The organism is Cupriavidus cauae (assembly GCF_026210475.1).
In the GTDB taxonomy this organism is placed as follows: domain Bacteria; phylum Pseudomonadota; class Gammaproteobacteria; order Burkholderiales; family Burkholderiaceae; genus Cupriavidus; species Cupriavidus cauae.
In genome coordinates, this window is record NZ_CP080293.1 from 205,286 (window position 1) to 219,282 (window position 13,997).

The window sequence follows — 13,997 nt, forward strand, 5'->3', positions numbered from 1 at the left end:
GCGGCGTGCGGGAAACGCCGATTATAACCGGCGGTGGGCCGCGGAAACGGCCTGCGCGCGCCGCCTTGGGGACGGCAGGCGCGGCCGGGCAGGCTGCGCGTCGTACTTCAGGCCCGCTGGCTTCAGGGCTGCCTACTTCGCGCGTGCCAACTTCCGGCCCGCTTGCTTCAGGCGTACTGACGTCGGGCCAGTTACTTGAGCCCCAGCACGTCCTGCATGTCGAACATCCCGTTCGGCTTGTCCGCCAGGAAGCGGGCGGCGCGCACCGCGCCGTCGGCATACGACTGGCGGCTCGAGGACTTGTGCGTGATCTCGATGCGCTCGCCGATGCCGGCGAACAGCACGGTGTGGTCGCCGACGATATCGCCGCCGCGCACCGTGGCAAAGCCGATCGAATTCGGATCGCGCGGGCCGGTATGGCCTTCGCGGGCGAACACGCCGCAGGTCTTCAGGTCGCGGCCGAGCGCCTCGGCGATGATCTCGCCCATCTTCAGCGCGGTGCCCGAGGGCGCATCGACCTTGTGGCGATGGTGCGCCTCGATGATTTCAATGTCGTAGCCGGAGGACAGCATCTTCGCCGCGACCTCCAGCAGCTTGAAGGTCGCGTTGACGCCGACGCTCATATTGGCGGCGAAGACCACGCCGATCGACTGCGCGGCCTCGGCCAGCGCGGCCTTGCCGGCGTCGTCGAAGCCGGTGGTGCCGATCACCATCTTGACGCCGAGCCGGCGCGCCACCTGCAGGTGGGCCAGCGTGCCTTCGGGACGGGTGAAGTCGATCAGGCAGTCGGCGCCGGACAGCGCGGCCTCGATGTCCGAGGTGATCCTGACACCGGTTTCGCGCCCGAGGAACAGGCCCGCGTCCTGCCCCAGCGCGGCCGCGCCGGGCACGTCGAGCGCGCCGGCCAGCGTCACGCCCTCCGCGTTCAGCACATATTCGATCAACATGCGGCCCATGCGGCCGGAGGCCCCGGCAATAGCGAGTTTCATGGCGAGTCGGTTCCCCGGAAAGAAATCAGGCGAATAACAGTGAAGTCAGGACAGGAGGACAAGGCACGACGCCGGCGCTGCGTGGGAAGGCCACGCCCAGGCGTGGCTTGACTGTCCTCATCGCGCGACGGCGCCGGTGCAACGGCATGGGCGGCCCCGCGGGCCGCACCCTGCGATTTACTTGACGGTGTCGGCGGGGCTGGCGCTGGCGGCGCGCTCGCTGGCCGGCTCGGCCGCCGGCTGCGACGGCGCCGCACCGGCGGGCGTCGCGGCGGCCTCGGGCGCCGAGGCGGACGGCTGGGCCTCGGCCTGCGGCTGCGCGGCATCGGCCGGCGCCTGCGGCTGCTGGGTCTGCTGCTCGGCTGGGGCGGCGGCCTGCTGCGGGGCCGACTTGGTGCCCTTTGCGTCCGGCGTGCGCTTCATGCCGTCGATTTCGGCGATCAGCTCGTATTCCGACGGCAATTCGTCGCCGCCAAAGCGCACCAGGCGATCATTGTCGAAGAACACCGTGAAGCGGCGCTGCTGCACCACCTGGGTGTTGCCGCGCTTGAACGAGAACACATAGTCCCAGCGATTGGCGTGGAACACGTCCGTCAGCAGCGGCGTGCCCAGCAGGAACTGCACCTGGTCGCGCGTCATGCCTTCGCGCAGTTGCGCCGCGGCTTCGCGCGAGACGAAGTTGCCCTGGACGATATTGATCCGGTACGGCGTGATCGCGCTGGCGATCTTGCGGGAAGTGCTGTCGTAGGTCGAGCAGGCGGCGGAGGCCAGCGTGATGGCTGCCAGAAGCGTGGTCAGCAGCGCCGGGCGCAGGGCGGATGTTCGAATGGAATCCATGTAACTCGCAGTTCTCGCTACCGAAGAAAGGGAAAGTGCCGGGCGGTGGGCTGGATGGGCGGCCCGCACGACGTGTCCGGCAACGTGCCCGCGCGGACACGCGCTCGCCGCCGCGTGAAGGGCTCAGCGCATTGCCGGCACCGGCGACGCCGGGCGACTTTTGCCGGCAAAACCCTTATGATTCAACAATCCAGACATTGTACTCTAGGGAGTCACGCCCATGCCGAGTCCGGCGGAACTCAAAAATATCGGCCTGAAAGCGACCGTGCCGCGGCTGAAGATCCTCGAAATCTTCCAGACCAGCGAGCAGCGCCATCTGAGCGCGGAAGACGTCTATCGCATCCTGCTCAACGAGCATATGGATATCGGGCTGGCCACCGTGTATCGGGTGCTGACCCAGTTCGAACAAGCCGGCCTGCTGTCGCGCAACAACTTCGAATCGGGCAAGGCGATCTTCGAGCTCAACGAAGGCAAGCACCACGATCACCTGGTCTGCCTCGATTGCGGGCGCGTCGAGGAATTCTTCGACGCCGAGATCGAACATCGCCAGCAAAGCATCGCGCGCGAGCGCGGCTTCGCGCTGCAGGAGCATGCGCTGTCGCTGTATGGCAATTGCACCAAGACCGCTTGCCCGCATCGGCCCAAGCGCTGATACGGAGACCGCGTGCGACGAGGCACGCAGCAAGGAAAAACCGGCGCCTGGCGCCGGTTTTTTATTGTGGAGCGATGTGCAGCGAGGCCGCGCGGCCTAGGCCTGCTCGCGCTCGATCTCGGCCATGCGCTGCGGCAGCCCGGGCGCCGGCGCACCGACGAATTCGGCCACGACCTGACGGAACAGCCCGCGCGCCCACACCAGCATCGGATGCGTGTTGCGGCTGCGGTGCCAGAACATGTTCAGGCCCAGCGTGGTCTGGATTTCGGCCGGCAGCGGGAACGCGTTCAGGCCGTAGCTTTCGCACGCCACATCCTTGGTCAGCGCGTTGACGGTGAAGATCATGTCGGTCTGCGCGGCCAGTTCGGCCTGGGCCCGCCACGAATGCACGGTCAGGGCCGCGTTGCGCTTCAGGCCACGCTGCTGCAACGCGTAGTCCAGTGGAATCAGCGAAGGCGCCGGCCGCCCGGTGCCGCCCGCGGAGGCCATGAAGATATGGCCGCATTCGAGATAGTGGTCGAGCGTGCAGGCCGTCTGCAGCAACGGATGTCCCTTGCGCGCGCAGACCCACAGGTTCAGCGAGGCCACCGTTTCCTCGACGATCTCGGGGTGGCCGGTGGGCAGCGCGCAGAATGCCAGGTCGAGCTCGTTGGCGCGCATCGACGCCACGTCGGCCTCCCACGAATGGGATTCGACCAGGCGGATGTGCAGTTCGGGGGCGAGCTGCGCCAAGCGCAGCACGAAGCGGTTGAATACCGTATCGCCGAGTTCGGCGGCGAAGCCGATATGCAGCGTGCCGGACGCGACCGCGGGATCGAAATTGTCGACGTCGCCCTCGTTGATCGAGGCCCACAGGTCGAGCATCTCGCGAATCTTCGGACCGAGCTCGAGCGCGCGCGGCGTCGGCGTCAGGCCATGCGGGACGCGGATGAACAGCGGATCGTCGAAGATTTCGCGCAGGCGGCCCAGCGAGTGGGACACCGCCGGCGCCGTCATGTGCATCTTCTCCGCGACATAGGTCGCGTTCCGCTTGCTGAGCAACTCGGTGAAGATCACGAGCAGCTTGGTGTCAACGTTCACCATGATCACGCCCAGTTCAGGTTTGATACGCGTGGCCAGGCGAGCGCACGCGAGGACACTAAGGCTAGTGTAAGATCAAATCGCCACTTCGGGGAAGCGAAAACGCCATTTTTACCCGCCCGGGAACCCCTCCGTGGAAGGGTTCGTGTGTCGTATTTACCATATTTTATAGCGCGTGCGTGTGGTAGCGCACACTGACCATGAAAAACGGCGCCACCAGGGCGCCGCTTCCGAGTCGCCGCCAAAGCGGCGACATCGGCCATCCACATCCACTACCAAGCCGATTACTTGGCGTTCATCAGCGCCACGGTGGTATCGAGCATCCGGTTGGAGAAGCCCCACTCGTTGTCGTACCAGCTCGACACCTTGACCAGGTTGCCGGACACCTTGGTCAGCGTCGCGTCGAAGGTCGACGAAGCCGGGTTGTGGTTGAAGTCGACCGACACCAGCGGTGCGGTGTTGTAGTCGAGGATGCCCTTCAGTTCGCCTTCCGAGGCGGCCTTCAGGATCGCGTTCACTTCGTCGACGGTGGTTTCGCGCGCGGCGACGAACGACAGGTCGACCAGCGACACGTTGATGGTCGGCACGCGGATCGCGAAGCCGTCCAGCTTGCCGTTCAGTTCCGGCATCACCAGGCCGACCGCGGCGGCGGCGCCGGTCTTGGTCGGGATCATCGACTGGGTCGCCGAACGGGCGCGGCGCAGGTCCTCGTGGTAGACGTCGGTCAGCACCTGGTCGTTGGTGTAGGCGTGCACCGTGGTCATCAGGCCGGTCACCACGCCCAGCTTCTCGTGCAGCGGCTTGACCAGCGGGGCCAGGCAGTTGGTGGTGCACGAGGCGTTCGAGATCACGGTGTCCGAAGCCTTCAGCACGTTGTGGTTGACGCCGTAGACGATCGTCGCGTCGACATCCTTGCCGCCCGGCGCGGAAATGATGACCTTCTTGGCGCCGCCGGCCAGGTGGGCCGAGGCCTTTTCCTTCGAGGTGAAGAAGCCGGTGCACTCCATCACCACGTCGACGCCCAGCTCGCCCCACGGCAGCTCGGCCGGGTTGCGATTGGCCAGCACGCGGATCTTGTCGCCGTTGACGACCATGTAGTCGCCCTCGACCGACACGGTGCCCGGGAACTTGCCATGGGCGGTGTCGTACTGCGTCAGGTGGGCGTTGGTCTTGGCATCGCCGAGGTCGTTGATCGCGACGATCTCGATGTCATGCTTCTTGCCGCCTTCGTAGTGGGCGCGCAGCACGTTGCGGCCGATACGGCCATAGCCGTTGATGGCAACCTTGATGGTCATGGTACGTCTCCTGAACGGGAAGTAGAAAAAGCTGCGGGCGCCCGGGCCGGCGACGGCAGCGCCGCCGCGCCCGCACGTCCCTCGAAGTCAGATCACGCTCTTGACGGTGTTCGCCACGTTCTCGACGGTGAAACCGAAGTGCTTGAACAATACGCCAGCCGGCGCGGATTCGCCGAAGGTGTCGATGCCCACCACCGCCTGCACCTGGTACTTCCACCAGAAGTCGGTGACGCCGGCCTCGACCGCCACGCGGGGCACGCCCGCCGGCAGGACTGCCGACTTGTATGCCGCATCCTGCTTGTCGAACACAGTCGTCGAGGGCACAGACACGACGCGCACGCGGATGCCTTCCGCGGCCAGCTGGTCGGCCGCGCCGACCGCCAGGCCGACTTCCGAGCCGGTGGCGACGATCACCGCATGCGGCAGGCCGGTGCGCGGGTCGACGTTGTCGCGCAGCACATAGCCGCCGCGCGCGATGTTGGCGCGGGTGGCGTCGTCGCGCTTCTGGAACGGCAGGTTCTGGCGGCTGAAGATCAGGCAGCTCGGGCCATTCTGGCGGCGGATTGCCTCGGCCCAGGCCACCGCGGTCTCGGTGGTGTCGGCGGTGCGCCAGACGTCCATATTCGGGATCAGGCGCAGGCTGGCCACGTGCTCGATCGACTGGTGGGTCGGACCGTCCTCGCCCAGGCCGATCGAATCGTGGGTGAACACAAACAGCGTGCGGATCTTCATCAGCGCCGCCATGCGCAGCGCATTGCGGCTGTAGTCCGAGAAGGTCAGGAAGGTACCGCCGTAGGGGATGTAGCCGCCATGCAGCGTGATGCCGTTCATGATCGCGCTCATGCCGAACTCGCGCACACCATAGTTGATGTGGTTGCCCCAGGCATCGACGCGCACCGCCTTGCTGCCCGACCAGTTGGTCAGGTTCGAGCCGGTCAGGTCGGCCGAGCCGCCGAGCAGTTCGGGCAGCACCGGCGCCAGCGCCTCGATCGCGTTCTGGCTGGCCTTGCGGGTGGCGATGGTCTCGGCCTTCTCCTCGCACTTGGCCAGGTAGGCTTCCACCGCGGCGTCGAACGCGCCGGGCAGCTCGCCGCGCATGCGGCGCTCGAACTCGCCGGCTTCGTACGGATAACGCTCCGAATAGCCCTCGAACAGCGCGGTCCAGGCCTTCTCCAGCGCCGCGCCGTTGGCCTTGGCGTCCCACGCCGTGTAGACCTCTTCCGGCAGCTCGAACGGAGCGTGGCTCCAGCCCAGCGCCTCGCGCGTGGCCAGGATTTCGGCGCCGCCCAGCGGGGCGCCGTGCACGTCGTGGCCGCCCTGCTTGTTCGGCGAGCCCTTGCCGATCACGGTGCGGCAGCAGATCAGCGTCGGCTTGTCGCTGGCCTTGGCCTGCGCGATGGCGGCATCGATCGCGTTGACATCATGGCCATCGACCGCGCGGATCACGTTCCAGCCGTAGGCCTCGAAGCGCTTCGGGGTGTCGTCGGAGAACCAGTGCTCGACGTCGCCGTCGATCGAGATGCCGTTGTCGTCCCACAGCGCGATCAGCTTGTTCAGCTGCAGCGTGCCGGCCAGCGAGCAGGCCTCGTGGCTGATGCCTTCCATCAGGCAGCCGTCGCCGAGGAAGACATAGGTGTAGTGGTTGACGATGTCGAAGCCGGGACGGTTGAATTCCTCGCCCAGCAGCCGCTCGGCCAGCGCCATGCCGACCGCGTTGGTGATGCCCTGGCCCAGCGGGCCGGTGGTGGTCTCGACGCCCGGCGTGATGCCGTATTCCGGATGGCCCGCGGTCTTGCTGTGCAGCTGGCGGAAGTTCTTCAGCTCCTCGATCGGCAGCTCGTAGCCGGTCAGATGCAGCAGCGCGTACAGCAGCATCGAGCCGTGCCCGTTGGACAGCACGAAGCGGTCGCGGTCGGCCCACTTCGGATTGACCGGGTTATGCTTCAGATGACGGCTCCACAACGCGACGGCGATATCGGCCATGCCCATCGGCATGCCCGGGTGGCCCGAATTGGCCTGCTGGACGGCGTCCATCGCCAGGACGCGGATCGCATTGGCCATCAGCGACGCGGGCTGGCTGGCATAGGGGCTGGTGGCTGGGTGTGCGAGGTGAGACATGCGGCGGGAAATTGGCGGCGGGAAAAGCGCGATTTTACCAGAACGAGGCGACGTTTCCGGTACGGCGGCGACCCCGCCGGCGCCTTCCGAGGCGGCCCTCGAATGGCGCGAATGGCTGACGAGCGGCGTCGGCTCCACACTGGCTGACATCACCCTCCGGGCCTCGGTGCGCTCAGCCCACCAGCACATCGAGATCGGCGAGCATCCGCTGTTCGGCCGCGTGTTCCGGCTCGATGGCCGCATCATGAGCGCGGAAGCCGACGCGTTCATCCAGCATGAGGTGATGGTCCATCCGATGGCGCTCGCTCACGGCTCACCCGCCAGCGCGCTGGTGATCGGGGGCGGCGACGGCGGCTCGGCGCGCGAACTGCTGCGGCTGCCGGGCATCCGCGAGGTCGTGGTCGCGGAGCTCGATGCCGAGGTGGTCCGGCTGGCGCGGCGCTGGCTGCCGGGCATCCACCACGGCGCCTTCGACGATCCACGCGTGACGCTCGAAATCGGCGACGGCCTGGCCGTGATGGAGGCGTTGCGCGGTTCAGGCCGCCGCTTCGACCTGCTGGTGTTCGATCTGACCGAGGCCGACGATGGCAGCCCCGCCGCCGCGCTGTTCGGTGCGCGCGGCCTGCAGGCGGCGCACGACTGCCTGGCGCCGGGCGGCGCGATGTCGCTGCATCTGGGGCCGCCCTTCCACCGCCCCGACACGGCGCGGCTGCTGTGGCGGCGGCTGGGCGACCATTTCCGCCTGGTGCAGCCGATGACGGTGGCGATCCCGGTCTATGGGGCGCTATGGGCGATTGCGGTCGCCAGCGACACGCTGGACGTGCGCGCCGCCGATCCGGTCATGCTGGCCGCGCGGCTCGCGGACTGGCAGCTCGACGGCGCGCTGCGCTGCTATCACGCCGGCCTGCATGCGGCGCTGTTCGCGCTGCCGCGCCACCTGCAGCCGCTGTTCGACGGCGGCGCCACATCGGCATGATATGCTCGGCTGACCGCTCCACCGGGGGGACTTGCGGCAAGCCAGGCGCAGCGCTCGTCCGGCGTTCGCTTCGCGCGCGATGCCTGCCACCGTGGAGCGTGCGTGCAGGTGCGCCCACCCCGGCGCCTCTGCCGTACGGAATCCGGGAGGACACCATCATGACCAAACCTGCCAACACGCCCTGGCTGATTCCCTACCTGACCGTCAGCGATGCACGCCGCGCGCTCGACTTCTACAGCCGCGCCTTCGGCTTCGTGCCTGGCAATGTGGTCGACGAGAACGGCGTGCCCACCCATGCCGAGATGCACTATCACGGCGAGCTGGTCGTGATGTTCGCCCCCGAGGGCGCCTGGGGCAGCACCGCGCGCACGCCGCGCTCGACCGGCTTCGAATGCCCGCAGACCTTCTACCTTTACTGCGACGACGTCGACACGATGCACCCGTGCGGTGGCGGCCGGCGCGGTCAGCCTGATGGCGCCCGGCGACCAGTTCTGGGGCGACCGCTATTGCATGGTCGAGGACCTCGACGGCTACCGCTGGGGCTTCGCCCGCCCGCTGGACCAGGCCGTCGCCGCGGCCACGGGTTCTGAGGCTGCCTGAGCGACTGACAGCCTGACCGCCCGGATGCCGGGGCCCGATGCCGCGATGGGGTCCATGTCGGCCCGGTTGCCCATATCGGCCCTGTCGCCCATGTTGCCCATATTGCCCATGGCGGTTGTCGCGCCCATGCTGCGGACCCGCCCCGCCTGACCGATTTTCCCTGGATTCGATGCCACCCCGCTTCTACGTCGATCAACCGCTTGCCCCTGATACCCTGCTGCCGCTGCCCGAGGCGGTGGTGCGCCATGTCCAGGTGCTGCGCCTGCATCCCGGCGAGCCCATCACGCTGTTCGACGGGCGCGGCGGCAGCCATGCCGCGACGCTGGTCGAGATCGGCAAGCGCAGCGCGACCGCACAGGTCGGCGCGCGCGACACCGCCGAATGCGAACTGCCCTTCCGCGTGACGCTGGCCCAGGGCATTGCCGGAGGCGACAAGATGGACTGGCTGATCGAGAAGGCCGCCGAGCTTGGCGTCGGTGCGATCCAGCCGCTGCAGACCGCGCGCGCGGTGGTGCGGCTCAGCGGCGACCGTGCGCAGAAGCGCCACGCGCACTGGCAGGCGCTGGTCACCGCGGCCTGCGAACAATGCGGGCGCAATCGCTTGCCGGCGGTGTCGCCGGTGGCTAACTTGGAGGCGTGGCTGGCGGCGATTCCGGCCAATGCCGGACAGCGGCTGCTGGTATCGCCGCGCGCCGAATCGACGCTGGTGGCCCTCGCGCAGGCACACCGTGACGACTGGATCGCCAGCGGCGTCACGCTGCTGATCGGGCCCGAAGGCGGACTGTCGCCCGAGGAAGAACGCGCCGCGCTGGCGCAAGGTTTCACGGCGGTGTCGCTCGGACCGCGCATCCTGCGCACCGAGACCGCCGGTCTGGCCTGCCTGGCCGCGCTGAACGCGCTGCTGGGCGGATTCTGACGGCACCGCGCCGTCGACCGCTATCGAGCCGAGCCGGTCCGCGCAGCATGGCACCCGGCCGGTCCGATAAACGAATCAACAACAAGGAGCTGAAGATGGGACTGCTCGATAGTGTGCTTGGCGGCGTGCTCGGCCAAACCAATCCGGCGCAGGCCGGCGAATCCGGCCAAGCCGGCATGAATCCGAAGATGATGCTGGCGCTCGGCCTGCTGGCGATGCTGGCCATGCGCGGCCGCCAGGGTGGCGCCGAGGCGACGCAAGACCCGGCCGGCATGGCGGGCGGACTGGGCGGCGTGCTCGGGGGGTTGGCCGGCGGCGGTGGCGGGCTCGATCTCGGTTCGCTGCTGGGTGGCCTGCTCGGCGGCCAGGGCGGCGCGGCCGGCGAGGCACAGACGATCGGCGCCGCGGCCGGCGGCATCGGCGCGCTGCAGCAGATCCTCGCGCAGGCGGGACTGGGCGAGCAGGTGTCCTCGTGGATCGGCACCGGTCCGAATCAGCCGGTGTCGCCGTCCTCGCTGGCCGAGGCGCTGCAAGGCACCGGCGCGCTCGACACGCTGTCCTCGAGCACCGGCATGTCGCGCGACGACGTCGCGGCGCAGCTCAGCGCCGGCCTGCCGGAACTGATCGATCAGCTGACGCCGCAGGGCCAGGTGCCGCCGGCGGCCTGATCGTTTCCGCGACGTATCGGAACGGCCGCCGCGCCGTTTTGCACGCAAAAAAGGCCCGCCGTTTTGGCGGGCCTTTTCTATCCGAGGTTCCTGCGCGGCGATGCGCGGGAATCCGGCGAACGCGCCGGCTTGACGGGGTCAGGCGAACGAGTAGAACACGCGGAATTGCACGCGGCGCTCGGCCCAGAACTCGGCGGCGTCGCGGAACACGTCGAGCAGCGTCTCGCGCGCTTCCTTGTCGAACTTCTGCGCGCACGGCAGGCCTTCGAGCACGATGACGAAACCGGGTTGCGCGCCGGCCTTGTGGATCATGTCCGTCAGGCAATCGGCCAGCGCATCGAAGTTCTTGCCGAAGTGCTTCGGAAAGAGGAACGCGGTCGCGATGGTTTCCAGCACCTCGCCCTTGGTCGTGCAATGGGCGCAATTGGCGTAGAGGAAATGCTGGCCGAGGTCGGCGGCAGCCTGTGCCAGCTCGGGCACGCGGAAGGCGCGGATCGACTGAACGATATTGGGTCGCACGGTCTTGAACAGGTTCAACGCGGCCTCCCTGCCGCAGGCCACTTCGGCGTTGCCGTCCTGCGGCGACGCCGGCGGCAGTTTATTGTGCGCGACCTCGTAGCGGGGCATCATCAGCACACTGTCATAAAGGTTCTGGGCATGTTGTTGAGCCCGCTGCCAGCCATCTCCGGCGCCGCGCTCTTCGCGGGCGGCAAGGGCGTCGCCCAGTCCGAAAATGTCAGTCATCATCTGATTATCCGTTTGAAGCTGTTGTAGTGGTCTTCCGTGTAATAGCAGTCGTTGGCGGCCCGTTGTTCGCCGCCACAGACGATTCGCTTCGCACCCCGATTCCGGCTGCCCGGACGGGCAACCGTGTACTCACGGTAATAGCCGCGCGGCCGCCGAGGCAGGATCCGTTCATAGTTGCCGAACCGCGAGCCATCCTTTGCGTAGGGATACGGCCCCCCGGCCTCGATGCGCTGCAGCGTCTGCTGTGCCTCGTTGGGCAGTTGCTGCACTGCAATGGTTCCCAGCGTATCCGACAGCACCTCCGGGGACTGCTTCGCCTGAGCCGGTTGCGCCAGCGTGGCCGCCACGGCCACCGCAGCCAAGGTGTGCAGAACTCCGCGCGCAACCCGTTGGAGCGAAGGTTGGACCCGTTGCAGGATCTTGTCGGAGCGCGATGCGCGTTGCGGCAAAGAAGTCGGGGAACCCACGTTGTCTGGTCTGGTGGCGCAGCAATCCAACGCCAAGCGCGGTCGACGGATCGCCTGCATCGAAGGCGCTAGGTTACGCGCAAGCTGTTAAATAATCAATCCCCGCGCCTCGGTGACGGCGAAAACCTGAATTGTTTCAATGCGTTAATGGAATGTATGCGCACACTAACCGAGTTTCAGCGGCGATAAAAAAGCCGGGGCATGCCCCGGCTCCTCCACTCGCGTGGCGAGGTCTTACCGCTTCGCCGCGGCGTCCACCACCACCAGCGACGTCATATTGACAATGCGGCGGACCGTCGCCGACGGCGTCAGGATGTGCACCGGCGCATTGACACCCAGCAGGATCGGGCCGATCGCGACGTTGTTGCCGGCGGCCGTCTTCAGCAGGTTGTAGGCGATATTGGCCGCGTCGATGTTCGGGCACACCAGCAGGTTGGCTTCGCCCTTGAGCGTACCGTCCGGCACCAGCTGGTCGCGCAGCTTCTGGTCCAGCGCGCAGTCGCCATGCATCTCGCCGTCGACCTCCAGCTCCGGCGCGCGCTCGCGCAGGATGGCCAACGTCTCGCGCATCTTCTGCGCCGACGGCGCCTCGGACGAGCCGAAGTTCGAGTGCGACAGCAGCGCGATCTTGGGCTCGATGCCGAAGCGCTTGAGCTCCTCGGCGGCCATGATCGTGATCTCGGCCAGTTGCGTCGCGCTCGGATCGACGTTGACGTGGGTGTCCACCAGGAAGATCTGGCGGCCCGGCAGCACCAGGCCGTTCATCGCCGCATAGACCTCGTTGGTGCCGCCCAGCACCTGGTCGATGTAGCGCAGATGCGCGGCGGTATTGCTGACCGTGCCGCAGATCATGCCGTCGGCCTCGCCCTTGTGCACCAGCATCGCGCCGATCAGCGTGGTGCGGCGGCGCATCTCGAGCTTGGCGTACTGCGGCGTCACGCCCTGGCGCGCCATCATCCGGTAGTAGGTGTCGGAGTAGTCGCGGAAGCGGTCGTCGTGTTCCGGGTTGACCACGGTGAAGTCCACGCCCATGCGCAGGCGCAGGCCGAAGCGTTCGATGCGGTGGGTCAGCACGGCCGGGCGGCCGATCAGGATCGGGTTGGCCAGCTTCTCGTCGACGATCACCTGCACCGCGCGCAGCACGCGCTCTTCCTCGCCCTCGGCGAACACGATGCGCTTCTTCTCCATCGCCACCTTGCGGGCGGCGGCGTAGATCGGCTTCATCAGCGTGCCCGAGTGGTAGACGAACTGCTGCAGTTGCAGCTTGTACGCCTCCATGTCCTCGATCGGGCGGGTCGCCACGCCGGAGTCCATCGCGGCCTGCGCCACGGCCGGCGCGACCTTGACGATCAGGCGCGGATCGAAAGGCTTCGGAATCAGGTATTCGGGGCCGAACGACAGGTCCTGGATGCCGTAGGCGGTAGCGACGATATCGCTCTGCTCCTGCCGCGCCAGTTCCGCCACGGCGTGCGCGGCGGCGATTTCCATCTGCTTGGTAATGGTGGTCGCGCCCACGTCCAGCGCCCCGCGGAAGATGAACGGGAAGCACAGCACGTTGTTGACCTGGTTCGGATAGTCGGTGCGGCCGGTGGCGATCACCGCGTCGGGCCGCACTTCCTTGACCTGCTCCGGCATGATTTCCGGATTCGGGTTGGCCAGCGCCAGCACCAGCGGACGGTCGGCCATGCGTTGCACCATGTCCTGCTTGAGCACGCCGGCGGCCGACAGGCCCAGGAAGATGTCCGCGCCGTCGATGACCTCGGCCAGCTTGCGCTTGTCGGTCTTCTGCGCGAAGCGCGCCTTCTCCGGATCCATCAGCTCGGTCCGGCCCTCGTAGACCACGCCGGCCAGGTCCGTGACCCAGATGTTCAACAGCGGCAGGCCGAGATCGACCAGCAGGTCCAGGCAGGCCAGTGCCGCGGCGCCCGCGCCCGAGGCCACCAGCTTGACGTCCTTGATGTCCTTGCCGACCACGCGCAGCCCGTTGATGACCGCCGCGCCGACCACGATCGCGGTGCCGTGCTGGTCGTCGTGGAAGACGGGAATCTTCATCCGCTCGCGCAGCTTGCGCTCGACGTAGAAGCATTCCGGCGCCTTGATGTCCTCGAGGTTGATGCCGCCGAAAGTCGGCTCCAGCGAGGCGATGATATCGACCAGCTTCTCCGGGTCCTTCTCGTCGATCTCGATATCGAAGACGTCGATGCCGGCGAACTTCTTGAACAGGCCCGCCTTGCCTTCCATCACCGGCTTCGATGCCGCCGGGCCGATGTCGCCCAGGCCGAGCACCGCGGTGCCGTTGGTGACCACGCCGACCAGATTGCCGCGCGCGGTGTAGCGGAAGGAATTGGCCGGGTCGGCGACGATTTCCTCGCAGGCGGCCGCCACGCCCGGCGAGTAGGCCAGCGCCAGGTCGCGCTGGTTCGACAGCGGCTTGGTCGGCGTGACCGAGATCTTGCCCGGGGTCGGAAACTCGTGATACTCGAGGGCGGCTTTGCGCAGCGCCTCGCGCTGCTGCTGTTTCAGTTCGTCTTGCGAGAGTGCCTGCGAATTCGGCTGCGAAGCGGGCTGCGAAGGACTGGTCATCGGCGCATCTTCCGGTCTGTGGAGCCGTGTTTGACGAAGCGGAAAACGGTGGGAACACACCCTCGCGGG

Annotated in this window: 12 protein-coding genes and 1 pseudogene; 5 read left to right on the forward strand and 8 right to left on the reverse strand. The window is 67.4% G+C overall.

Annotated features, from left to right (window positions below; all coding sequences use genetic code 11):
• Positions 1-191: 191 nt before the first annotated feature.
• Together dapB and KZ686_RS00925 are read right to left on the reverse strand one after the other, a co-directional pair.
• The gene (gene dapB, locus KZ686_RS00920) at positions 192-989 is read right to left on the reverse strand and encodes a 4-hydroxy-tetrahydrodipicolinate reductase (RefSeq protein ID WP_149316637.1); all 798 of its coding nucleotides are present in this window, start codon (positions 987-989) and stop codon (positions 192-194) included.
• Between the two features lie 177 nt (positions 990-1,166).
• Positions 1,167-1,826 carry an outer membrane protein assembly factor BamE gene (locus tag KZ686_RS00925; protein ID WP_226107142.1) on the reverse strand — a complete coding sequence of 220 codons (660 nt, stop codon included), beginning with the start codon at positions 1,824-1,826 and terminating at the stop codon, positions 1,167-1,169.
• 220 nt (positions 1,827-2,046) lie between these two features.
• Here KZ686_RS00925 and fur point away from each other — a divergent pair, with 220 nt between their 5' ends.
• Positions 2,047-2,478, forward strand: a complete 432-nt coding sequence (gene fur / locus KZ686_RS00930) for a ferric iron uptake transcriptional regulator (RefSeq protein ID WP_149316635.1) — start codon at positions 2,047-2,049, stop codon at positions 2,476-2,478.
• Between the two features lie 96 nt (positions 2,479-2,574).
• On the opposite strand, the gene KZ686_RS00935 is transcribed toward fur, so the two are convergent.
• The 3 genes from KZ686_RS00935 to tkt all read right to left on the reverse strand — a co-directional run bounded on the left by KZ686_RS00935 (position 2,575) and on the right by tkt (position 6,971).
• The gene (locus KZ686_RS00935; protein ID WP_149316634.1) at positions 2,575-3,561 is read right to left on the reverse strand and encodes a LysR family transcriptional regulator; all 987 of its coding nucleotides are present in this window, start codon (positions 3,559-3,561) and stop codon (positions 2,575-2,577) included.
• A gap of 281 nt (positions 3,562-3,842) precedes the next feature.
• A complete protein-coding gene (gap, locus tag KZ686_RS00940; RefSeq protein ID WP_006579985.1) occupies positions 3,843-4,853 on the reverse strand; it encodes a type I glyceraldehyde-3-phosphate dehydrogenase in 1,011 nt (336 codons plus the stop codon).
• A gap of 87 nt (positions 4,854-4,940) precedes the next feature.
• On the reverse strand, positions 4,941-6,971 hold the full coding sequence (gene tkt / locus KZ686_RS00945) for a transketolase (protein WP_187829091.1): 2,031 nt from the start codon (positions 6,969-6,971) through the stop codon (positions 4,941-4,943).
• Between the two features lie 166 nt (positions 6,972-7,137).
• On the opposite strand from tkt, the gene KZ686_RS00950 reads away from it, so the two are divergent.
• From KZ686_RS00950 to KZ686_RS00965, 4 genes and pseudogenes are all read left to right on the forward strand, one after another.
• Complete coding sequence (locus KZ686_RS00950) at positions 7,138-7,947, forward strand: spermine/spermidine synthase domain-containing protein (RefSeq protein WP_265632848.1); 810 nt, start codon at positions 7,138-7,140, stop codon at positions 7,945-7,947.
• Positions 7,948-8,105: 158 nt separating this feature from the next.
• A pseudogene (locus KZ686_RS00955) lies at positions 8,106-8,547 on the forward strand (VOC family protein).
• A 169-nt stretch (positions 8,548-8,716) separates the two neighbouring features.
• Positions 8,717-9,463, forward strand: a complete 747-nt coding sequence (locus KZ686_RS00960; protein ID WP_265632849.1) for a 16S rRNA (uracil(1498)-N(3))-methyltransferase — start codon at positions 8,717-8,719, stop codon at positions 9,461-9,463.
• Positions 9,464-9,558: 95 nt separating this feature from the next.
• Positions 9,559-10,131: a YidB family protein gene (locus KZ686_RS00965; RefSeq protein ID WP_149316630.1), complete on the forward strand. Its 573-nt coding sequence runs from the start codon at positions 9,559-9,561 to the stop codon at positions 10,129-10,131.
• Positions 10,132-10,269: 138 nt separating this feature from the next.
• On the opposite strand, the gene KZ686_RS00970 is transcribed toward KZ686_RS00965, so the two are convergent.
• From KZ686_RS00970 to KZ686_RS00980, 3 genes are all read right to left on the reverse strand, one after another.
• Complete coding sequence (locus KZ686_RS00970) at positions 10,270-10,878, reverse strand: barstar family protein (protein WP_149316629.1); 609 nt, start codon at positions 10,876-10,878, stop codon at positions 10,270-10,272.
• Positions 10,875-11,249, reverse strand: coding sequence for a ribonuclease domain-containing protein (locus KZ686_RS00975; protein ID WP_149317079.1), 375 nt, complete (start codon positions 11,247-11,249; stop codon positions 10,875-10,877). Before KZ686_RS00975 ends, KZ686_RS00970 begins: the two co-directional genes overlap by 4 nt.
• 330 nt (positions 11,250-11,579) lie before the next feature.
• A complete protein-coding gene (locus KZ686_RS00980; RefSeq protein ID WP_265632850.1) occupies positions 11,580-13,928 on the reverse strand; it encodes an NADP-dependent malic enzyme in 2,349 nt (782 codons plus the stop codon).
• Between the last annotated feature and the right edge of the window lie 69 nt (positions 13,929-13,997).